15 protein-coding genes and 3 tRNA genes are annotated in these 21,089 nt (G+C 74.4%); 7 read left to right on the top strand and 11 right to left on the bottom strand.

Annotation, left to right across the window (positions count from 1 at the left end; translation table 11 throughout):
* The first annotated feature begins 10 nt into the window (after window positions 1-10).
* The 3 genes from ACIGXE_RS00850 to ACIGXE_RS00840 all read left to right on the top strand — a co-directional run bounded on the left by ACIGXE_RS00850 (window position 11) and on the right by ACIGXE_RS00840 (window position 1,193).
* Window positions 11-367 (top strand): hypothetical protein, encoded by a 357-nt coding sequence (locus ACIGXE_RS00850; protein ID WP_399740966.1) that lies wholly within the window; start codon window positions 11-13, stop codon window positions 365-367.
* Between the two features lie 132 nt (window positions 368-499).
* Window positions 500-1,129 carry a bifunctional DNA primase/polymerase gene (locus ACIGXE_RS00845; RefSeq protein WP_399740963.1) on the top strand — a complete coding sequence of 210 codons (630 nt, stop codon included), beginning with the start codon at window positions 500-502 and terminating at the stop codon, window positions 1,127-1,129.
* A tRNA-Lys gene (locus tag ACIGXE_RS00840) sits at window positions 1,120-1,193 on the top strand. The genes ACIGXE_RS00845 and ACIGXE_RS00840 overlap by 10 nt, the downstream gene beginning before the upstream one ends.
* Before the next feature lie 57 nt (window positions 1,194-1,250).
* On the opposite strand, the gene ACIGXE_RS00835 is transcribed toward ACIGXE_RS00840, so the two are convergent.
* Complete coding sequence (locus tag ACIGXE_RS00835; protein ID WP_399740960.1) at window positions 1,251-2,540, bottom strand: M6 family metalloprotease domain-containing protein; 1,290 nt, start codon at window positions 2,538-2,540, stop codon at window positions 1,251-1,253.
* A 324-nt stretch (window positions 2,541-2,864) separates the two neighbouring features.
* On the opposite strand from ACIGXE_RS00835, the gene ACIGXE_RS00830 reads away from it, so the two are divergent.
* Window positions 2,865-4,745 carry a putative bifunctional diguanylate cyclase/phosphodiesterase gene (locus ACIGXE_RS00830; protein WP_399740957.1) on the top strand — a complete coding sequence of 627 codons (1,881 nt, stop codon included), beginning with the start codon at window positions 2,865-2,867 and terminating at the stop codon, window positions 4,743-4,745.
* Window positions 4,746-4,882: 137 nt separating this feature from the next.
* Here the strand turns inward: ACIGXE_RS00830 and ACIGXE_RS00825 are convergent, their stop codons facing one another.
* The gene (locus ACIGXE_RS00825) at window positions 4,883-6,577 is read right to left on the bottom strand and encodes a glycosyl hydrolase family 18 protein (RefSeq protein ID WP_399743666.1); all 1,695 of its coding nucleotides are present in this window, start codon (window positions 6,575-6,577) and stop codon (window positions 4,883-4,885) included.
* A 281-nt stretch (window positions 6,578-6,858) separates the two neighbouring features.
* Window positions 6,859-7,950, bottom strand: a complete 1,092-nt coding sequence (locus ACIGXE_RS00820; RefSeq protein WP_399743663.1) for an LLM class flavin-dependent oxidoreductase — start codon at window positions 7,948-7,950, stop codon at window positions 6,859-6,861.
* 321 nt (window positions 7,951-8,271) lie between these two features.
* Here ACIGXE_RS00820 and ACIGXE_RS00815 point away from each other — a divergent pair, with 321 nt between their 5' ends.
* A complete protein-coding gene (locus tag ACIGXE_RS00815; protein WP_399740954.1) occupies window positions 8,272-9,030 on the top strand; it encodes an IclR family transcriptional regulator in 759 nt (252 codons plus the stop codon).
* 173 nt (window positions 9,031-9,203) lie between these two features.
* A tRNA-Lys gene (locus tag ACIGXE_RS00810) sits at window positions 9,204-9,277 on the top strand.
* Window positions 9,278-9,353: 76 nt separating this feature from the next.
* On the opposite strand, the gene ACIGXE_RS00805 is transcribed toward ACIGXE_RS00810, so the two are convergent.
* The 6 genes from ACIGXE_RS00805 to ACIGXE_RS00780 all read right to left on the bottom strand — a co-directional run bounded on the left by ACIGXE_RS00805 (window position 9,354) and on the right by ACIGXE_RS00780 (window position 19,271).
* Window positions 9,354-10,007 carry a response regulator gene (locus ACIGXE_RS00805; protein ID WP_399740952.1) on the bottom strand — a complete coding sequence of 218 codons (654 nt, stop codon included), beginning with the start codon at window positions 10,005-10,007 and terminating at the stop codon, window positions 9,354-9,356.
* The gene (locus ACIGXE_RS00800) at window positions 9,947-11,296 is read right to left on the bottom strand and encodes a sensor histidine kinase (RefSeq protein ID WP_399740949.1); all 1,350 of its coding nucleotides are present in this window, start codon (window positions 11,294-11,296) and stop codon (window positions 9,947-9,949) included. Before ACIGXE_RS00800 ends, ACIGXE_RS00805 begins: the two co-directional genes overlap by 61 nt.
* A gap of 245 nt (window positions 11,297-11,541) precedes the next feature.
* Complete coding sequence (locus ACIGXE_RS00795) at window positions 11,542-13,218, bottom strand: AMP-binding protein (RefSeq protein WP_399740947.1); 1,677 nt, start codon at window positions 13,216-13,218, stop codon at window positions 11,542-11,544.
* Window positions 13,219-13,270: 52 nt separating this feature from the next.
* Window positions 13,271-13,861, bottom strand: coding sequence for a lytic polysaccharide monooxygenase (locus ACIGXE_RS00790; RefSeq protein WP_399740944.1), 591 nt, complete (start codon window positions 13,859-13,861; stop codon window positions 13,271-13,273).
* A gap of 214 nt (window positions 13,862-14,075) precedes the next feature.
* On the bottom strand, window positions 14,076-16,181 hold the full coding sequence (locus ACIGXE_RS00785) for an SPFH domain-containing protein (RefSeq protein ID WP_399740941.1): 2,106 nt from the start codon (window positions 16,179-16,181) through the stop codon (window positions 14,076-14,078).
* Between the two features lie 1,710 nt (window positions 16,182-17,891).
* Window positions 17,892-19,271: a peptidoglycan-binding protein gene (locus ACIGXE_RS00780; protein ID WP_399740939.1), complete on the bottom strand. Its 1,380-nt coding sequence runs from the start codon at window positions 19,269-19,271 to the stop codon at window positions 17,892-17,894.
* A 182-nt stretch (window positions 19,272-19,453) separates the two neighbouring features.
* Between ACIGXE_RS00780 and ACIGXE_RS00775 the strand changes: the two genes are divergently transcribed.
* Window positions 19,454-19,527: transfer RNA gene (locus tag ACIGXE_RS00775), tRNA-Lys, on the top strand.
* 279 nt (window positions 19,528-19,806) lie between these two features.
* Here the strand turns inward: ACIGXE_RS00775 and ACIGXE_RS00770 are convergent.
* Entirely contained in the window at window positions 19,807-20,451 is a 645-nt protein-coding gene (locus ACIGXE_RS00770; RefSeq protein ID WP_399740936.1) for a class F sortase, read from the bottom strand.
* 4 nt (window positions 20,452-20,455) lie between these two features.
* Entirely contained in the window at window positions 20,456-21,043 is a 588-nt protein-coding gene (locus ACIGXE_RS00765; RefSeq protein WP_399740933.1) for a hypothetical protein, read from the bottom strand.
* Between the last annotated feature and the right edge of the window lie 46 nt (window positions 21,044-21,089).

The following is a 21,089-nucleotide window of genomic DNA, read 5'->3' as shown; positions in this document are numbered from 1 at the left end:
GAGAAGGACCATGGCGGAATCCGCGGAGCGGAGCGGACAGCGGCGGGTCAGGCCGGCGCCGCTGATCTTCGAGCCTGCCGAGGCGACCGCCGACCCGGAGCACTTCTTCGACCTGGAGTCGATCGAGGATCCGCGGGAGCTGCTGACCCGGGCGACCGAGCTGACGCTGGCCTTCCGCGCGGCGACGGACCGGGCGATCGAGTTCCAGGCGATCGCGGCGGCCCAGCTGGCGGACCCGCGCCGGTTCGACCGCCTGACCCCGGCGGACGTGGCCGAGCGGGCGGCGTGGACCGAGGACTACGCGCGCAAGATGATCGAGTTCGGGCAGGACCTGATCCGAACGGGCGGCCGCGACCCGGAGGAGTGAGTCTCCGGTCCACCCCGGCCGACCAGCGCCCTGGCATATGCCGGGGCGCAAGATACTCCTCCGAACCCCGGCTTGTCCGGATTTCCGGCAACCCGCTGAAACGGAAGCGTCACGCCCGGTAGATCTTCTCGTATGACCACCTGGCTGCGCGACGAGACCGCCCCGTACGACATCCTCCGCCTGCTGGCGGACCCCGACGAGGAGCGGCACCAGGCCGCGCGGGTGACCGAGGACGGCGCCGCCTGGCTCGCCTCCGCGGCCGCCGACCCGTGGGCCACGCTCGACCGCTGGGAGAGGCGGCCCGCCGCCCCGGCCGTGCTGCCCTGCGGCGGCGTCTTCGACGTGGTGAACGTGGAGCCGATCTTCGGGCGCCGGATGCTCGACCGGCTCTGGGCCGAGGGCCCGGGCTCCGGCCCGGTCGCCGTGCACCGGGGCCGGATGCTGCTCTTCGCGGCCCCCGGCACCGCCCAGCGCTTACCGTCCCTCCTCGACTGGGAGGAGTGGGGAAGCGCCGTGCCCCGGCCGCTCTGTCACGGCACCGGGGACGCGGTGACGATCCCGCCGCTCTCCCCGCACGACACCTCGGGCCCGCGCTGGCTGGTCGCGCCGGACACCCGCAAGCCCTGGCTGCCGGGGCCCGAGGTGCTGCTGTGGGCCTGTGTCCGGGCGGCCCGGACGGTTTCGGCGGCCGACGTGCGGGTATCGATTTTTCCTTCGGTGGATCCTGATGCTAATGTCTACGACGTCAGCAGGCGCCGCTAGCTCAGTTGGTTAGAGCAGCTGACTCTTAATCAGCGGGTCCGGGGTTCGAGTCCCTGGCGGCGCACAGACGGAAGAAGCCCCTCGCGGAAGCGGGGGGCTTCTTCGTGTGCGCCCGGCGGCCTCAGCTCAGCGCTTCGGCCCGGGGGCCGGTGACGTGGACCGTCCACACGCCCGCCTTGGTCCGCTCGGCGACCTCCACCCGTACGCCGGTACCCGGCACGGTGAAGGACTCGCCCTCCCGCAGGGGCGCGTCGGCGAGCGGCGGGTAGACCGAGCGCTCCCAGCACGCCTCGGTCCTGGGGTGGGTGTCCACGACCTCGACCGGACCCTCGCCGGAGGCCGCCTCGTTGCGGACCCGGTAGACGAGCACGCCCTCGGCGCAGGTGTCCCGGTCGTTGCCGGTGGCCGCGCGGGCCTCGATCGCGAGCGCGCTGCCCTCGCCCGTACGGACGACGGCCAGCCGGGTGCCGAGGGTGCCGCCGGCCACCGGGGCGGCGGCGACCGGCTCCAGGCTGATCACATGGGTGCCGGGCCCGCGGACGCACGTCACCTCGGAGCGGTCGAGCCAGCCCAGCTTCCACTTGTGCCAGGCGAAGAGGTCCGGGGCGAGGCCGAACTGGCTGCCCATGACGTCCCAGTCGCCCACATGGGTGTCCCAGTCGCCCTTGCCGTCCGTGGGCCGGTGGTAGAGGTCGGGCAGGTCGAAGACGTGCCCGGTCTCGTGGGCGAGCACGTTGCGGTCCGGCGGGTGGCGCTCGAAGACCGTGACCACCCGCTTGACCTCCGTGCCGTCGGCCTCCAGCGGGTGCTCCAGGTTGACCACCTTGGTGGCGTCGGAGTCCACGCCGGGGGCGTCGGGGTCGGCGACCAGATAGACGATGTCGTAGCGGGAGAAGTCGACGGAGTCGTCGGCGGCACGGATCGCGTCGCGCAGATAGGCCGCGCGGTGCTCGGCGCTCCAGTCCCGCCGTATCGCGTACGCGGTGGAGTCGTGCGGCATCCGGGCCCAGGCGGTCCGGGGGTGCACGCGCAGGCTGAACCGGCCGTAGGAGGCGCGCTCGAAGAACTCGGCCGTGCCGGGGAAGTGGTCGGCGGTCAGCTCGGCCGGGGTGGTCATCGGGGTGGAGTCCGGGAAGGACAGGAAGATCATGACCGCGTCGAGGGGGCGGGTGGGCCGCGGATAGGACCCGTTCCAGGTGTCGAGGCCGAGCGAGTGATGCGCGGCGGTACGGGGCAGGGTGCAGGGTCCCGCGGCGGGCGCGGCGACGGCGGGCCCGGCGACCAGCCCGGTCGCGGCGAGCGCGGCGAGCGAGGTGAAGGCCGCCGCACCGGCGCGCAGGCGCGAGCGTTGCACTCCCCCGGGTGGCTGCTGACCCCTCACGTGGACCTCCGGCTCCGGATCGCGTGACACGCCACCCACCTTGTGTCGGTTTGAGAGGTTTCGCACCTTTCCGCTGCCCCGGTCGGGTGAGCGGGACGCGCCGGGGCGACGCGACACAGATCGGCATCAGCTCACGGAAAGTCACATTCGGTCAGACCGCCGTCGACCCGTGTCAGACCCGCGCAGAAACGATCGGCCGGTGCTCCGGGTGGGCAGCCTCACAGGGCCCACGGGCCGGGCGGCGGGCCTCGGAGCTGGAACGGCCCCCGGGCCAGCCTCTATGATCGGCACACTTTCCTTGGCCGACCATTCCGACCACATCTGTACGGCCCGAACGCACTACGGGAGCGAGCGGTGAGCGGAACCCCCGAAGAACCGGTGCACCCGTCGGCGGCGCCGACGCTCACGGAGCGTCACGCATCCGATCCCGATCAGGAACTCCTCCCGCCGGAGTCCCGGGAGAGCGAACTCCGCGACTACCGCGCCGCCTTCCGCGCCGCGAGGCTCGCGATGGCCATGGTCGACCAGGACGGCGTCGTCGTCGCCGCCAACGACGCGCTCGCGAGCCTGCTCGGCACCGAGGCCACCGCCCTGCGCGAGCAGGCCGCCGCCGACCTCGTCGACCTCGCCTCCGACGGACGCACCTGGCACGCCTACCGCGAGGTGCTGGGCGGCCGCCGCTCCCGCTTCCGCTGCACCCGCCGGCTCAAGCACCCCGACGGGCGTTCCCTGTGGGCCGAGGTGACCGTCTCCCCCGTGCCCGACAGCCCGCGCGTGCTGCTCACCGTCGCCGACATCAGCGAGCGGCGCGAGCTGCAGGCCCGGCTGCGCCACCTCCAGATGCACGACCCGGTCACCCGGCTGCCCAACCGCACCCTCTTCTTCGAGCGCCTCACCACCGCCCTGGAGAGCGCCGCCGCCGAGAGCCCCGGGGACGAGGACCCCCGCGACCGGTCCTACGAGTCCTACGAGTCGTACGGGCATGGCAGAACAGGGCGGATCGGCATCTGCTATCTCGACCTCGACGGCTTCAAGGCGGTCAACGACACCCTCGGCCACCGGGTCGGCGACCGGCTGCTCGCCGCCGTCGCGAGCCGGCTCACCGAGTGCGCCGACGGCTACGGCTACACGCGCAACGGCGGGCACCTCGTGGCCCGCCTCGGCGGGGACGAGTTCGCGATCCTGGTCGAGGACTCGACCGGCACCGAGCAGCTCGCCGATCTGGCGCAGTCCGTCCTCGGCGCCCTCCAGGAGCCCTTCGACCTGTCCGGGCAGCGGCTCTCGGTCTCCGCGTCCATCGGCGTGGTCGAGCGACGGGCCCACGGCTCCTCGGCGACCTGCCTCATGCAGGCCGCCGACACCACGCTGTACTGGGCGAAGGCCGACGGCAAGGCGCGCTGGACGCTCTTCGACCCGGAGCGCAACGCGCACCGGATGACGAGGCAGGCGCTCAGCTCGACCCTGCGGCCGGCCGTGGAGCGCGGCGAGTTCGCGCTCGAGTACCAGCCGCTCGTGGACCTCGCCGACGGCGCGGTGCGCGGCGTGGAGGCGCTGGTGCGCTGGAACCACCCGCAGTTCGGCACGCTGACGCCGAATCGGTTCGTCGGGATCGCCGAGGAGGACGGCTCGATCGTCGAGCTCGGCCGCTGGGTGCTGCGGACCGCCTGCCGCCAGGCCCGGCAGTGGCAGAAGGACCATCCGGGCGACCGGCCGATCTTCGTCAGCGTCAACGTGGCGGTGCGCCAGGTCTGGGACTCCGACCTGGTGGCCGATGTCGCGGGCATCCTCGCCGAGACCGGGCTCGCGCCCCATCTGCTCCAGCTGGAGCTGACCGAGTCCGCGGTGATGGGCTCGGCGGGCCGACCCCTCCAGGCGCTCCAGGCGCTCAGCGACATGGGCGTACGGATCGCCATCGACGACTTCGGCACCGGTTACTCGAACCTCGCCTACCTCAGCCGGCTCCCCGTCTCGGTCCTCAAGCTGGACGGATCGTTCGTCCGCGGCTTCCAGAACGAGGAGCACGCCAACCCGGCGGACGAGCTGATCGTGGAGGCGCTGGTCCAGCTCGCCCACCGGCTCGGACTCACCGTCACCGCCGAGTGCGTGGAGACCGCGGGGCAGGCCGCCCGGCTGCGCCGGATCGGCTGTGACACCGGCCAGGGCTGGCTCTACTCCCGCGCGGTCCCCCCGGAGCACATCGCGGGCCTCATCGGCGTCGCGCCGCTGCCGGTCTAGCCGCCTCCCAGGGGGCCCGGCCCGGCGGCCTTCCGGCATGGAACTACCCCCGGCCGGAGGGACATTCCGGGCGGGGGCAGTGGTTCATGCGGGGTGACGGCCGGCCGGTCGGTGGCCGGTGAGCGATCGGCGGGCGGTCAGCAGGCGCCGAGGTCCTGCCAGACGCCCCACTCGCCGGTCGTGCCCGGCTCCTCGTTCTGGGTCCACCACTTGGCCTTCCAGTTGTGGCCCTTGTGGGAGACGGTCTGGCCGCCGGTGTAGACCTGGCCGGCCACGTACGCCGGGGCGGTGCAGCCGGTCGGCGGGGTGGTGGTCTGCGTCGGGGTCGGGGTCGGGCTCGTGGTGGTCGCCGTCGGGGTCGGGGTCGCCGTGGTCTGGGTCGGCGTGGGCGTCGGCGTGGTCGGGGACGAGCCGACCGCGGTCACGATCTGGTTGAAGAGCGTGGCGTTGGCGTCGAGGCCGAGCAGCGAGTACATCATCGCGCCGGCGAGACCGCGCTGGTGGGCGTAGTCGGCGCGGGCCTGGATGGTGCGCTGGTCGAGACCGGTGAAGAACTCGCCGTCCTTGTAGAAGTAGGCGGACTTGGCCTGGTCGTCCCAGTAGGTGGTCGCCGGGTTGTCGACGATGCCGCCGAGCTCCTTGTGGTACGCGATGCCGGCCGCCTGGCTGAGCGGGCGGGCGTTGGAGCCGCCGGTCGCGGTCTGGGCGAGGCCGTGGGTGGTGCCGGCCGGGACGCCCTTCCAGCCGCGGTAGTAGAACTCGTAGCCGAGGGTCAGCTTGCCGGCGGGGAAGCCGCCGGTGATGCCGTAGGCGGGCTTGCCGTCGATCCAGGAGTCGATGGCGTTGTCGATCGAGTACTTCTCGGTGCCCGGCTTGATGGCGTCGGTCGGGTCGTTCGCACCGGAGTACAGCGGCGACTGGTGGTAGGTCGGCCCGTCGCCGTCCCAGGCGCCGTGCATGTCGTACGTCATGATGTTCGCGTAGTCGAGGTACGCGCCGATCTTGTCCGTCTCGATGTTCTTGATCTTGTCCTGGCCGGCCGGCAGGGCGGCGGTCAGCAGGTACTTCTTGCCGCCGTGGGCGGCGCCGTACGCGTCGAGCTGCTTGCGGAACTCGGCGAGCAGGAGGGTGAAGTTCTGCTTGTCCTCGGGGGCGTAGTGGTTGCCGAGGTGGCCGCCGTCCGAGCCCGGGTACTCCCAGTCGATGTCGATGCCGTCGAAGATGCCGGCCGCGGTGCCGGGGCCGCCGTAGCCGCCCTCGACCGGCAGGTCGCCCTGGATGTACTGCTTGATGCAGGAGGCGACGAACTTCTGGCGGCTGGCGTCGGTCTTGGCCACGTCCGAGAAGTACTTGGAGTAGGTCCAGCCGCCCAGCGAGATGTTGATCTTCAGCTGGGGGTGCTTCGCCTTCAGCTCCTTGAACTGGTTGAAGACGCCCACGATCGGCTGGTCCCACTTGTCGGCCACGCCGTCGACGCTGTCCGCGGCCGAGAAGGACTTCTGGTAGTCGGCGTACGAGTCGCCCGCGCCGTCACCGGCGTTGGGGTTGTTGTCGTCGCCCGCGGCCTTGTTGGCCTCGAAACAGGTGAGGTCGGTCGGGTGGATGTTCCCGAACGAGTAGTTGATGACGTCGAGTTTGGCCGCGATGCCCCGCTCGTCGAGGTGCTTCGGGTAGAAGGCGTTCCCGTACACGCTCCACTGGTCGTAGTAGGCGATCTTGACGCCACCGGTGGAGGGGGCGGCGGCGGTGTCGGCGGCCTGCGCGGAGCCGAGGCCGACGGTGGTGGCGAGCGCGCCGGCGGCGAGTGCCGAACTCAGCAGGGCGGCGATCAGCGGTCTGCGGGGGTTGCGGGGGTGCACGTGCGGCCTCCGGGAGGGGTGGCGGTACGGAAGTTGGAGCAGTGATATCCGCCGCGTGAACAGCGCGTCAATGGTCTGAACCAAATTGAGGACTAGACCAATCGGCCGGAGAAAGCCCTTGTCAGGGCCTTTCGAGAGGCTCGCAGCACATGAAGGAACCGCTCGCCACCCCGCGTGACGAGCGGTTTAAGGCTCCCTTGAGACTTCCCCCGCCGGCCGCTTCGAGGAGGAACCAACGGGCGGGGAAATTCCGCTTATCCGAGCTCCGGCGCGGCCTCCGGGGCCTGCTCCGGCAGACCGTAGGCGTCGGCGATCAGCTCGTAACTGCGCAGCCGGGCCTCGCCGCTGTGCGCGTTGGCCGTGAGCATCAGCTCGTCGGCACCGGTCCGCTTCCGCAGCCCGTCCAGACCCTCGCGCACCTCGTCCGGCGTGCCGTGCACGACGTTCGCGAGCCAGCCGTCCACGAACTCCCGCTCGGCCGGGCTGAACGCGTAGGCCTCCGCCTCCTCCGGCGTCGGGATCAGCCCGGGCCGGCCGGTGCGCAGCCGCAGCATCGACAGGGCACCGGTCAGCACCTGCCGGCGGGCCTCCCTCGCCTCGTCGGCGGCGAGCGCGGAGACGCCGATCAGCGCGTACGGCGCGTCGAGCACCGCCGAGGGCCGGAAGGACTCGCGGTAGAGGTCGAGGGCGGGGAGCGTGTTGTGCGCCGAGAAGTGGTGGGCGAAGGCGAAGGGCAGCCCGAGCAGGCCGGCGAGCCGCGCGCTGAAACCGGAGGAGCCGAGCAGCCAGATCGGCGGCCGCCCCGCCGGCCCCTGCACCGGACCCGGCACGGCGTGGATCCGCGCGTACGGGTGCCCGTCCGGGAAGTCGTCGTCCAGGAAGCGGGTCAGCTCGGCCAGCTGCTGGGGGAAGTCGTCGGCCCCCTCGTTCAGGGTGTCCGTGCGGCGCAGCGCGGCCGCGGTCGCCCCGTCGGTGCCGGGCGCACGGCCCAGGCCGAGGTCGACCCGCCCCGGGGCGAGCGCCTCCAGGGTGCCGAACTGCTCGGCGATCACCAGCGGCGCGTGGTTGGGCAGCATCACACCGCCCGACCCGAGCCGGATGCGGCTCGTGTGGGCGGCGAGGTGGGCCAGGATCACGGCCGGCGAGGAGGAGGCGACGCCGGGCATCGAGTGGTGCTCGGCCACCCAGTGCCGGTGATAACCGCGCCGCTCGGCGAGCCGGCTGATGTCCACGCTGGTGGCGAGCGCCTGGCTCGCGGTGCGCCCGCTGCCGACGGTCACCAGGTCCAGTACGGACAGCGGTACGGGCGCGGTGCCGCGCGCCTCTCCTCGAATCGCGTCTCGAATCGCGTCGCTCACCGTGGGCGGCCTTCCTGCGCAGTGACGTCGGTAGGTACGGGAGGGAGTAACAGGAGGGAGTCTCCGGTTATTCCGCCGAAAAAATCTTCACGTCCGGAACGGCCCCGAACGCCCGTGCGGAACGCCCCGGTCACGGCCCTGACCTCCGCCTCTCCCGCAGGGCTGTGACCATGGCATATGCCAGAGTGGTGAGCCGCAGGATACGGCCCGTGGGCACCGCATCAATCTCGCCAACAGCCGCCCCGTAACGGGAGCTTGGCGGCTATCGTGGTACGGAAGCTTGCGGTCACAACCTGGTAGGGGGAAACCGTGGCGCTGAAGCCCGAGCCCACCGCGCCGTTCCACTCGGTGCAATACGCCCTGCGCGTGCTTGAGACGGTCTCACGGCACGGCGGCGGCGTGACGGACGTGCAGATCGCACGGGAGACCGGCCTGCCCACCGCCCATCTGACGTCCCTGCTCCTGATGCTCCGCCGCGAGGGCTATGTGGAGCAGGTCTCGGACGGCGCCTACGTCATCGGTGACTCCCTGGTCCTCCTCGGCTCCGGCACCACCCGCCGCGAGGCCCTGGAGCGCAAGCTCCAGGAGACCCTGACCGAGCTGCGCGACTCGGTCGGCGCGGCGGTCTACATCAGCCGGTACATCGACGGCGAGGTGAAGATCACCCAGTTCGCCGACGGCCCGCGCACGCCCAAGGTCAACGAATGGGTGGACTTCCGCTCGGCCGCCCACGCCAGCGCGGTCGGCAAGTGCCTGCTGACCCAGCTCGACCTGAACGGACGGCGTGACCACCTGTCCCGGCACAAGATCGCCCGGCTGACCTCCCGGACGATCACCAACGAGAAGGTGCTGTTCTCCAAGCTGGACAGCCAGCCGCCGACCGTCCCGGTGCTCGACCTCCAGGAGTACGCGGTGGGCACGGTCTGCGCCGCGGTGCCGCTGACGGCGGGCTCGGCCGTGGGCTGCCTGGCCCTGTCGCTGCCGCTGGAGCACGCGCACCGGCTGCGCTCGGCGGCCGACATGCTGAACCGGCGGGCGGCCCCGGTGGTGTTGTCGCTGGCGATCTGAGGACTCCCGCTCCCCGGGGCCCCGGACGACGTGGCCCGGCCGGACGAGGTGGCCGGCCCCGGAGGACCTGGCCGCGAGGGTGGTGCGGGGGCGGCCGGGGGCTGACCTGCGGGTGGTCACGAGGGTGGTCACGAGCACCCCTCGGGACCAGGTAGTATTTTCTCTGTCAGCAGGCGCCGCTAGCTCAGTTGGTTAGAGCAGCTGACTCTTAATCAGCGGGTCCGGGGTTCGAGTCCCTGGCGGCGCACCGACCGGAAGGCCCCTCGCGAGAGCGAGGGGCCTTCTGCTTTTGGTCCGTCTCCCCTGGCGGTCTCCCCTGCCCGTCAGGCCTGGAGGTAGGCGAGGACGGCGAGCACCCGGCGGTGGGTGTCCTCGGCCGGCGGCAGGTCGAGCTTGGCCAGGATGTTGCCGATGTGCTTGCCGATCGCGGCCTCCGTCACGACCAGCCGGCGGGCGATCGCCGCGTTCGAGTGCCCCTCCGCGACCAGGCCCAGGACCTCCCGCTCCCGCGGGGTCAGCGCCTGGAGGGGGTCGCGGTGGCGGCGCAGCAGCTGCCGTACGACCTCGGGGTCGACGACCGTGCCGCCGTCCGCCACCCGGGTCAGGGCGTCCAGGAACTCCTCGACCTGGCCGATCCGGTCCTTGAGGAGGTATCCGACGCCGGTGCCGTCGCCCGCGTCCAGGAGATCGGCGGCGTAGGAGCGCTGCACGTACTGGCTGAGCACCAGGACCGGCAGCGCCGGCCGCTCGGCGCGCAGGGCGACCGCCGCGCGCAGCCCCTCGTCCTGGAAGCCGGGCGGCATCCGTACGTCGGTGACCACGACGTCCGGATCGTGCGCGGCGACGGCCTCCCGCAGCGCGTCGGCGTCGCCGACCGCGGCGACCACCTCGTGGCCGAAACGTTTCAGGAGACCGATCAGCCCCTCGCGGAGGAGGACGCTGTCCTCGGCGAGGACGACTCGGAGAGGGCGCTGCACGGGATCTCCGCTCGTAGCAGGGTCGGCCCGCCGGGCGGGCTGATGATCGTCAGTGTGCCATCCAGGACGGCCAGCCGGTCGGCGAGTCCGGTGAGCCCGCTGCCCCGGGCGGAGTCGGCGCCGCCGCGGCCGTCGTCCTCGACGGAGACGACCAGCGCGCCGTCGCGGTGCCGGGCGGTGATCCGGGCCCGGGCCGCGCCGCTGTGCCGGTCGACGTTGGCGAGGGCCTCGCGGCCCACGAAGTAGCCGGCGCTCTCGACCGGGCCGGGCAGCCGAGGCAGGTCGACGTCCGTGTCCACAGGAGTGGAGGCCCGGTCGGCGGCGTCTACGAGGGCCGCGCCGAGACCGTAGTCGGCGAGCACCTGGGGATGGATGCCGTGGATCAGCTCGCGCAGCTCGGTGAGCACCTGCCCGGCCTCCGCGTGTGCCTTCGCCAGCTGGTCGGCGAGCGGCCCGGGCGGGGCGTCGTAACGGGCGAGCCCGAGGGTCATGGTGAGGGCGACCAGGCGTTGCTGGGCGCCGTCGTGGAGATCGCGCTCGATCCGGCGCCGCTCGGCCTCGAAGGCGGCGGCGAGCCGGGCTCGGGAGGCCGTGACCTCCCCGATCCGGTCCCGCAGCTCGGCCTCGCGCGGGGCGAGCAGCGCCCGGCCGAGCGCGGCCCGGGCGCCGGCGAGCGCGGTCAGCGGAAGGAGCAGCAGCGGCAGCAGCACGAGACCGAGGGCCGCGGCCGCGAAGGCCTGCGGATACGAGGTGACGAGACAGGCCTTGACGACCTTCGCCTCGTGCCCGTCGGCCGCGAACTGCAGCGGGGCGCTCATCAGCATGACCGGCAGTCCCACCCCGAGGGCGAGCACGGCCAGATCGAACGGCCACAGGACGGTGGCATGGAGCACGGCATGGGCGAACTCCCGCCAGGTGACCTGCTCCCGCACCCGCAGCCGCAGCCACGCGCCGAGCCCGGGCGCCTCGGGCACCCGGTGCGGATCGGCCGCCGCCTCGCCGTCGACCAGCCGCAGCCGCCACCGCTCGACCCGGCCGAGCGCCACCCCGGCGAGCAGCAGCAGGGGCAGGCCCACGAGCACCACGGAGAACCCCAGGAGCACGAGCAGCACGGCGAGCGCCACGACCCCGCTGACCACGCCGGACGCGAGAAAGGCCACGGCCCGCCAGGGCCAGGCGGTCCGGAGGAACCCCCGCGGCCGGGCGAGCGCCTGCCAGGCGGTCCGGGGGGCGTGGGGGATACGGAGAGCATGGGGGATGTGGGGGGTGCGGCGGTCAGGCGGCGGCATGACGATCACGCTATGCGCGGTGGGCCGGGGCGGGCCATGGGTGTGGCGGGTGTCCTGGGGGTAGGCCTGGCCCTACCCCCAGGGACCGAAGCAGCCCGGCCCCACCCGCCGGGACGGAAGCAGCCCGGCCCCACCCCCGGGACCGAAGCAGCCCGGCCCCACCGCCGGGGCCGAAGTAAGCGCAGCCCCACCCCCCGGGGCCGAAGTAGGCGCGGCCCGATCCCTGGGGCTGAGTAGGCCCGGCCCTACGCGGACGGTGGCGGGAGCTGTCCCGGGAAGGGTCGGTTCTGGTTCTCGTAGCGTCGGCGGAGGTGCTCTCGGCTCTCCGGGGTGAGCGGCTCGTACGGCGCGGTCGGCGCCGGGCGCCACCAGACGGGATCGGGGGTGGCGAGGCCGGTCCGCCGGAGGGCCACCCGGTGGATTTTGTTGGTGGCGGTGAGCGGGAGTTCCGGCATGACGCGGACGTAGGTCGGCGGCATCTTGGTGCCCAGGTCGGTCTGGGCGGCGAGGAACGCGGCGAAGGCGGCCGGGTCGAAGGCGGCGCCGGGGCGCAGGGCGAGGGCGGCCATGACCTGGTCGCCGGAGACCGGGTCGGGTATCGCGTAGACGGCGACGCCCGCCGCCCGGTCCCAGCGGGCGAGGATGTTCTCGATCATCGCGGCGGCCAGGTTCTCGCTGTCGACCCGCAGCCGGTCGTCGGTGCGGCCCGCGAAGTAGAGGAAGCCGTCGGCGTCCCGGTAGAAGAGGTCGCCGGTCCAGTACCAGCCGTCGCGGAGCCGGGCGGCGTCGGCCTCGGGGTTGCGCCAGTAGCCCTCGAAGGGGCTGCGGCCCCGGTTGACCAGCTCGCCGACCGCCTCGTCGCCGTTGAGCAGCACGCCGGTGGCCGAGAAGCGGGCCGGCGGGCACTCGCGGCGGGTCTCCGGGTCGACCACGGCCAGGTCGTCCCCGGGTGCGGCGCGCCCGATGGCGCCGGGCGGGGTGCCGGCGGTCCGCTGGATCGCGGCCCCGCCTTCGGAGGAGCCGTATCCCTCGACCAGCCGCGCCCCGAACCGCGCCTCGAAGCGGGCCGCGTCCACCGCGCCGGCCTCGGTGCCGAAGCCGAGCCGGAGCTGGTGGTCGCGGTCGTCGGGGCTCTCGGGGGTGGCGAGCAGGTACTGGACGGCGCGGCCGACGTAGGTGAAGTACGTGGCGCCGAAGCGGCGTACGTCGGGGAGGAAGCGGGAGGCGGAGAAGCGGGCGCGGAGCGCGATGCCGGCGCCGGCGGCGAGCGCGGGCGCCCAGTCGGCGATGACGGCGTTGCCGTGGAACATCGGCATGCAGATGTAGTGCGTGTCCTCGGGCGTGACGCCGAAGTGGGAGACCAGGGAGGCGCCGGCGGCGGCGAGCCGGCCCTGGGAGCAGACCGCCGCCTTCGGGGCACCCGTGGAACCGGAGGTGAAGGAGAGGAGCAGCCGGCTGTCGGGGCGGGCGGGCCGCAGGAAGGTGTCCTCGGGGGTGGCCGTCCCGTAGGGGGCGAGGAGGGCGGCGTAGGCGTCGGTGTCCGTGACGAGGATGCGGACGCCGGGCAGCGGGAGGCCGTCGAGCAGCGGCAGGTGGACGCGCTGGGTGACCAGGACCCGGCAGGCGGTGTGCCGGATGTCCCGGGCGAGCTCGGCGCCGCGCCGGGTGGGGTTGATCCCGGCGACGGCGGCCCCCGCGAGGGCCGCCGCGCCGAGCCAGAGCGGGTACTCCGGGGTGTTGTCGAGCAGGAGGCCGAGGTGCGGCTCGCTCCCCGGCCGGTCGGGCATCAGCTCCGTGAGCAGGGCGGCGCGCGCGGCGGCGCCGGAGGCGACCTCGTGGTGGGTGAGGGTGGTGCGCTCGTCCCTCAGTCCGGTCCGGTGGTCGCCCCACTGGCGTCGTACGAGTTCCGCGACGGTCCCCATGCGGCGGGATGGTAGCTGACGCCCTGTCAGATGTGAACGCCGGGAGCCGGCGCTAGAACTGGACGTCCGAGCACGCGTAGAAGGCGTTCCCGGTGTCCGCGATGGTCCACACCGCCAGGATCAGATGGCGGCCGGTCTTCCCCGCCGGGATGGTCCCTGAGTGCGAGAGGGTCGAGGGCGGCTGCTGGTTGTTGTAGGGGACGACCAGGAAGGGCTGGGTGTCGAGGTCGGCCCGGGTCAGGGCCTTGGTGCCGGTCCAGCCGTTCTTGGTGATGTAGTAGCGGAAGTCCGTGGTCGCGTGGCGGGCCGTGAACTGCCAGCGGAAGGTGTAGCTCTGGCCGGCGGTGACCCTGGTGGTGGGCCAGGCGCCGTTGCGGGGCGCGTCGAGCTGCGCGAAGCGGCTGTTGCCGCCGGCGCATATGGTCCCGTCGGCCGGCCCGGCGGCCGGGAAGCCCTTGGGCCCCTCGACCGACTGCGGCTCCCACTGGATGTCGCCGCAGTTGCTCACGGTGCGGTTGGCGCAGAGCTTCTGACGGCTGATCGGCGAGTCGGTGTAGCCGTGGCTGCTCGCGCTGGTGGTCGCGAAGAGGGAGGCCGCGGCGACGCCGAGCGCCACGGCCGCCACTCCTGTCTTTTTGCGCATGATGTCGCTCCAGGAGAACGTGGGGGAGTTCTGTGGGCTGTGCCGCACGCGCGCGGGGAGAACGATTCAGGTCTAGACCAAGTACCAAGGTAGGGACGGAAGTTGGCCATGTCCATACCAAAGTGGGGGCGGGGTGCGCCTGAAGCACACGTGTCCCCGCGGGGACGACCCGCGGGGACACGTATGGGGGCTGAGGGTGAAGGGAAGCCGGTTCCTACGCGCCCTCCCCCGGTGCCGTGCGACCGGTGTAGAACGCCACCGTCAGGTCCTTCACCAGCGCCTTCCGGTCGTAGTCGTCCAGCTCCACCAGCCCACGCGAGGTCAGCCGGTGGACGACGTCGTCCACCGCGTCCACGACCGAGGTGAGCACACTGTCCCGGTGCTTCGCGTCGATCGCCGCGATCCGGCGGCGCCGCATCGCCGCGGCGACCTCGGGGGCGTACTCGATCCGGGTCGGCTGCGCCGAGAACACGTCGATCCCGACCGGGGCGCACTCCGCCGACAGCACCCGGGTCAGCGCCTCGCCGACCGCCTCCGCGTCGCGCAGCGTCGGCGCGTCCTCGTGGAACGCGTCGGCCGGCAGCTGCGACAGCACGCGGGCCATCGCCGCCTCCACCTGCTCGCGCAGGTACTCCTCGTGCCGGTCGACCCCGAGCGCGGCCCGCACGGTGTCCCGGATCCGCCACACCACCAGGACGACGACGTCCAGCGCCGTGCCCTTCGCGTCGACGGCGGGCAGCGGCTCGCTCCGCCAGTGCCGCAGCCGTACGTCGACGCGGCGGCGGAGGAGCAGGGGGCTGACCCAGAGGAGTCCGGTGCGGCGGACGGTGCCGCGGTAGTCGCCGAAGAGGGTCAGGACGAGGGCGTAGCCAACCCGGCCGCGGCCGAGCCCGCCGAGGAAGAAGAGGGTCAGCAGCACGCCGAGCGCCAGCAGGGCCCACTGCCAGAGGTGGATCCCGTGGTACGGCCGGGCGGGCACCCGCAGCATCCGCGTCACCTCGGCGGGCACGGCTCCCGTCCACCACACCAGGAGCGCGCACCCGAGGAGCGCGAGCGCTCCTCCGACCGCCCCGATCCATCCGGGCAGCACCGGCCCGGGCCGCTCGACCAGCTTCGGATCGGCGGTCGGCGCGGGGCGGGCGGGCCCGGCGGCGTGTCTGTGCCGGGCGGCCCCGGGAACGGGGGCCTTGCCCTTCCCCTTCCGCGCGCCCGCCTTCGACGTCGCGGATGCCTTGTCCGCCGCGGACACCTTGGGCACGGGAACCGTGGCGGGCCCACCGTCGCCCGCGCCGTCCGACTCCTCACGGAACAACAGGTGCACGGGGATGGACCCGGTGGTCTCGGACCCGATCACGTTCCGCCGCCGCTGGCCGCCGCTGTTGCCGTTGTTGCCGGCGGTGCCGTTGCCGTTGGTGCCGGCGCTGCCGTTGCCGTTGCCGCCGCTCCCGCGCGGTACGACCTCGACGGTGGCGGCCACGGGCACGGCGACGCTCCTGACCCGCACGCCGGCGATCCACCCGGGGTCGGCGGCGTCGTCGGCTGCCTTGGTCGTCGCGACGCGCGGGGCCCGGGCGGTGGGGCTCGGGCCGGCCGGCCCGGTCGACTCGGCGCGCGCACCGGCCGGAGCCGCGGTGCGCGCGCCCGGCGCGTCGCCCGAACCGGCGCCGGGCGGCGGCGCGTGGTCGTCGCCGGCCGCCGCGGGCACGGGTGCGGGTGCGGTGGAGACGGCTGCATCGGCGGGACCGCCCGTACGGGCCGGGGCGGGCGACGCGGCATCCGCCACGGCGTCGGCGGGCGCGGTCCGGCGGGCATCGTGCGTCGCACCCTGCGCCGTGGCCAGGCCTGGGGACACGGGGAGGGGGCGGACGTGCTGCGGTACCGCGTCCGAGCCGGCGACGGGCGCAGCCGAGGTGGTCCGGGGGCCGGGCTCTCCCTTGGCCCCGGCCCCGCGAGCCAGGCCGGGCGACGCGGGCCGCAGCCCCGGCCGGGCCTGCGGCGAGGCCGCACCCGAGCCGCCGGCGGACGCCCCTCCGCCCGAACCGGCCGCGGCGGCACGGGTGTCGTGCGGCGCGGCGTCGTCGGCGGCCTCCGGGGCGCCGGACTGCGCGGTGGCGTGGCCGCCGGCAGCCGAGCCGGCACGCTCGGGCCCGGGGCCCGACCGCCCTTGGTACGGCGCGGCACCCGAACCGTCGGGGTGGGCGGCGGAGCCGCCGGGTGCGGTGCCCGTACGGGCCGCCCCGGACGCCCCGGAGTTCTGCGACGCGGCATCCGAACCGGCGGCGGGGGCGGAGGAGGCGCCCGGGGCATCGACGCCCCCCACGACAGCGCCCGCGTGCGGGCCGGGCCGCGAAGCGGCACCGGAACCGGCGGCGGACGCCCCGGCCGTGGTCCGGGGCCCGAGGCCTCCCACGACCGCGCCCGCGTCGGCCACACCGGACGCGGGCTGCGGAGCAGCGAGGCCGGCCGCTCCTGCTCGCGGGCCGGACTGCAGCGCGGCATCCGAGCCACCGGCGGAAGACCAGGAAACACCCCGCGGACCGAGCTCACCCCCGACCGCTCCCTGACCGGCCGGGCCGGACGCCGCAGTGGGTGAACCAGCGGGCATCGCCGCCGCGGTGGCCCGCGACCCGGCGGGCTCGCCCGTTCCGGACGGGCCGGGCGCCGCGGTTGTCGAACCGGCGGGCATCGCCGCCGTGGCGGTCCCAGCGGCGGCTGCCTCCCGGTCAGCCAGGCCGGGCGACGCGGTACCTGCGCCGCCGGCGGACACCGCCGTGGTGGCCTGCGGCCCGGCGGGGTGACCCGTTCCGGCCGGGCCGGGCGCCGCAGTGGGTGAACCAGCGGGCATCGCCGCCATGGTGGCCTGCGGCCCGGCCGGGTCGCCCGTTCCGGCCGGGCCGGAGGGCGTCGGCCGGAGGCCGTGTTGTGGCGCGGCGGAGAAGGCGCCGTTCGCCGCGGCAGCGCCGGTTCCAGCCGCGTCCGGTGCCGCCGAGACGCCGTACGGGGTGGCGGGGCCGCCGGTCCGGGCCCCGGACGCCACCGCCCCACCCATGAGTCCCGCTTGTCCGGCGGGCGCGCCCGCCACGGCCGGAGCCGTGGCCTCCGGCCGATCCGCCTGCGGCGAGGCGGCGTTCGGGGCCCAGCCCGAAGGTTCCACGTCTGCTGAATCGATTCGCGCCGTCGGGCCGGCGCCCGCGCCCGGGCCACCCGACACGCCCACCGCCGGGCCGACGGCGCCTACGGCCGCGCCCGAAGTCCCGTCAGCCGGCGCACTCGCCGCGCCATTGGCAGCAGCGGCGCCCACCGGGCTCGCCGTCGCACCACCGGCCGTCGCCGAGCCACCGTGCGAGGCACCCGCGTCCGGCGCCCCCACCGACGAGGCACTGCTGAGATCGCCCGCACCCTGACCCGCGTCGCCGTACGCGACCGCCCCCGCATCCACCGCTGGACCGCCCGCGCCAGGCGCAGTCGTCACCGCGCCCACCGCCGCACCGCCCACGCCAGGCGCGGCCGTCACCGCAGCCCCACCTGAGGGCACGGCACCTGCCGAGCCCGCCCCGGCCGCCGAGGCGGCCGGCCCCGTAACGACCCCGCTCACCGCGCCCGCACCGGCGGACGAGGCCCCGCCGACCGGAGCCCCCGCACCCACCCCGGAAACGCCGACGTCACCGGCCGGTGAGGCCCCGGCAAGAGGAGCCCCCGACCCACCGGCAGCTGCGGCCCCGGTAACCGGAGCCCCCGCCGAACCCTCGGCCACGCCCACCCCCTCAGCAGGCGAACCGCCTCCGCCTGGCGAAGCCCCACCACCGGGCGACCCCGCGTCGCCCGCCGAGCCCGCGCCCGTGGGCGACCCCGTGTCGCCCGCCGAGCCCGCGCCCGTGGGCGACCCCGTGTCGCCCGGCGGGCCCGACGGGCGTAGGCGGCCGTCGGTGAGGCGGCGGGCTGTGCGGGCCGCGTCTCGGGTGGCGGCCGGGCCGGAGTCCAGGGGGTTCGGGGTCGATGCCGTCATTCGGTCCACCTCATGTTCTCGGGGTCATCGGAACAAGCGCCGCCAGGTCTCCGGACCCGGGTAGCCGTCGGCCGCTGCGCCGCGCCAGCCCTGGGCCCGCTGGAAGGCCTCGACGTTGCGGCGGTCCGCCTCCGTCCACCGCGGACCGGGGCCCGACACGTAGTGCCCGCCGAAGCCCCGCTTCACCAGTTGTTTGCCCAGCTTCTCCACATATGCGTTGGATTGGCCCGGACGGAAGTAGCCACGCCCGGGGAACCCGGTCGCAGTTGCGCTCGACCCGCCCGAACCACTCGAACCGCCGATGTCCCGGCCCTGGCCGGACACCAGCAGCGCCCAGGTCCGCGGGCCGGGCATGCCGTCCGCCGCGGCGCCCTTCCAGCCCTGGGCCTGCTGGAAGGCCTGGGTCGCCCGGCGGTCCGCCTCGCCCCAGCGCGGCCCGGGGCCCTGGGCGTAGAAGTTCTTGCCGCCCCGCGCCACGAGCAGCTTCCCGAGCTGCGTGACGTACGCGTTGTTCGCGCCGGGGCCGAACATCGCCGTTCCCGGGAACGGCGTCCCGGCGCCCCCCGCGCCCGGGACCGTGTCCGTACCCGGCGAGCCGCTTCCCGTACTGCCGCCGGCCACGCCCTTGTAGCGGTAGGCCAGGTAGCGGTCGGAGTTCTCCCAGTACGCGAGCGGCGTGGCCTGCTTCCGGGCGCGCGGCTTCGTCTGCTCGTACGCCGTGTACGCGGTGTGCGTGTAGTCCGTCCACCCGCCGAAGATCGTCACGTGCGAGCCGCGGGTCGGGTTCGCCGGGTTGTGGAAGAGCAGGATGTCGCCGGGCTGGAGGTCGGTCCGGTCGATCCGGTCGGCGAAGCGGTCGAGGCTGCCCGTCCACTCGTTGCTCCGGAGGTTCCAGGCCATCGAGATGTAGCCGGAGCAGTCCTGGCGGTAGCCGTCGCTCCAGTACCGCTCCATCGAGTACGGGACGCTCTCGGTCACCCAGGTCTTCGCCCGGTTGATGATCTCGGCCCGGGTCGTCCTGCGCAGGGTCTGGACGGAGACCTGACCGGTCGTCGGGGCCGCGACCGGGGACGGGGACGAGCCCGGGCCGGGCGCGCCGCCGTGCAGCGGGCCCCGGTCGCCCTGCGGGGTGTCCGGGGCCGGGCCGGTGAGGACTCCGCCGCCGCCCGTGACCCCCGTGGCGTCCGTCACCCCCGTCGCCGCCGCGCCGGCCGCCCCCGCACCCCCGCCCAGAACCACCCCCGCCGCCGTCACCAGGACCAGCGCCCGGCGGGCGCCGTGCGCGGACGGGGGGCCTCCCGCGCGGACGGGGAGGCCCAGCGCGAGGTCGCGCCGCCGCTGGGCGCAGCCCGGGCAGCCGCAGTCGGCCGCGGGCTCGACTTCTTCGAAGACCGGCACACTCATGCGTTCCCCTCCACACTCGTCAAGATCTTCTGGCGCTCTTGCACGGGCGTCAGTGTCTCAACTGTCCGGACATATCGCATTTTGACGGATCGAAGGCTCAATACGACCATCCGACAGGCCGGGCGGACCGTAAATGGTCAGGAGCACGGTCGGACGTCCTGTAGAGTTATCTCTGTCAGCAGGCGCCGCTAGCTCAGTTGGTTAGAGCAGCTGACTCTTAATCAGCGGGTCCGGGGTTCGAGTCCCTGGCGGCGCACGCGAAGGCCGAGGCCCTTCACCGATCGGTGAAGGGCCTCGGTCGTTTCGGCGTTCTCCTCTACAGTGAGCGGAACCCGACCTCCCGCGACGGCTCCGGGCTCCTCCCGCGGTCCGTGAGCCCGCGGTCGAGGACCGGACCGGCCGGCGGCCGGCGCCACCCGCCCCGCCGGCCGGCCCCCGGTCGGTCGGCCCCGGTCGGTCGGCCCCGGTCTGTCGACCCTGGTCGGTCGGCCCCCGGCAGCCGCGCACCCCGCCGCACCCACCGGCCGGGAGTCGGTCAGCCGCGCGTTCCCGTCAGGTACGCCGACACCACCACGTTCGCCGAGTACTCCCCGCTCTCCCGGTCGTACGTCCCCCCGCAGGTGATCAGGCGCAGTTCCGCCCGGCCCGGCACGTGCGGGCCGTAGGCCTTCCGGGCGTCGAAGTCCGTCCTCGGGTGGACCTGGACGTCGTCGATCGTGAATTCCGCGACGCTCCCGTCCGAACGGGTCACGGAGACCCGCGCGCCGGGGCGGGCCGCGCTCAGGCCGTAGAAGACGGCCGGGCGGGTCTCGGTGTCGACGTGGCCGACGAAGAGGGCGGGCCCGGGGGCGCCCGGGCGGGTGCCGGAGCCGTACCAGCCGACGGTCCGCGGCATCTCGAACGGGGGCGGGTCGATCGCCCCGTCCGCGTCCAGGCCCCGGGCCACGACCGGCGCGGAGATCCCGAGCGAGGGGATCTCCACGCGGCGCGGTTCGACGGGGGCCAGGGGGGTGTGCGCCGGGGGCAGCGGCGCGCCGGGCGGGCGGCCCACGGCGGCGATGTCGCCGGTCGTCGGGGCCGAGCCGCCGACGGGCCCCTCGGCGGCGTCGCTGCCCCAGAACCACAGGCCGAGGAGGAGGACCGCCCAGGCCGTCCCGGTCAGCGCCCGGCCGGAGGTCACGCGGTCAGTCCGTGCCCGTACCGCGGCGGCGGGCGCTGCGGACGGCGACGGCCACCGCGGCGACGGCCGCCATGCCGAGCCCCAGGAGGGTGTACGGGGTGCCGAGGCCCGCCGCGCCCGCGGTCTGCGCCACACCGGGCGCGGCCGGGGCGGCGAAGGCGGCCGCGCCGCCGCCGCCCGCGTGGACCGGGGCGATCGGGGACGGGTGGTGGGTGGGCCGGTGGGTCGGCTCGTCGTGGCGCCTGACGTGGACGGTGCCGGCGTCCCGGTGCTCGCGCCCGTCGCAGGTCACGCTGATCCGGTACGCCCCGTCCTCGAGGCCGTGCCTGACCCTGGCGCTCCCGGACAGCGCGCCCTTCCCGCCGTCCCGGCCGGTGAGCTCGACGGCCTCGGTGAACGCCTGGGAGCCGGCGGCGCCGGTGGTGCCCTTGCAGCCGGTGACCCGGACCTCGACGTCGACGCCCGGCGAGGCGGTGGACGGGGTGACGGTGGCGTGGACTCCGTCGCGGGCGAGTGCGGTGCCCGCCGTGGGCGCCAGCACCAGCACCAAGGCCGCTCCCGCGGCACGGAGAGCGATGGGACCTGAACGCATGGTGACCTCCTGGTACTGGCAGGGTCGCCCGGTTCGGTCCCGTTCG

Origin of the sequence: Streptomyces sp. NPDC053431 (genome assembly GCF_044544925.1) — a bacterium.
GTDB lineage: Bacteria > Actinomycetota > Actinomycetes > Streptomycetales > Streptomycetaceae > Streptomyces.
Note: the sequence above shows the minus strand (reverse complement) of the source record. Positions and strands in the feature narration are given on the sequence as shown.

Excerpts from the sequence above, each read along its gene's own strand:
- ACIGXE_RS00845 (WP_399740963.1), top strand. The coding sequence starts at position 500 with ATGACCACCTGGCTGCGCGACGAGACCGCCCCGTACGACATCCTCCGC.
- ACIGXE_RS00765 (WP_399740933.1), bottom strand. The coding sequence starts at position 21,043 with ATGCGTTCAGGTCCCATCGCTCTCCGTGCCGCGGGAGCGGCCTTGGTG.
- ACIGXE_RS00800 (WP_399740949.1), bottom strand. The coding sequence starts at position 11,296 with ATGCCGCCGCCTGACCGCCGCACCCCCCACATCCCCCATGCTCTCCGT.
- ACIGXE_RS00850 (WP_399740966.1), top strand. The coding sequence starts at position 11 with ATGGCGGAATCCGCGGAGCGGAGCGGACAGCGGCGGGTCAGGCCGGCG.
- ACIGXE_RS00790 (WP_399740944.1), bottom strand. The coding sequence starts at position 13,861 with ATGCGCAAAAAGACAGGAGTGGCGGCCGTGGCGCTCGGCGTCGCCGCG.
- ACIGXE_RS00795 (WP_399740947.1), bottom strand. The coding sequence starts at position 13,218 with ATGGGGACCGTCGCGGAACTCGTACGACGCCAGTGGGGCGACCACCGG.
- ACIGXE_RS00780 (WP_399740939.1), bottom strand. The coding sequence starts at position 19,271 with ATGAGTGTGCCGGTCTTCGAAGAAGTCGAGCCCGCGGCCGACTGCGGC.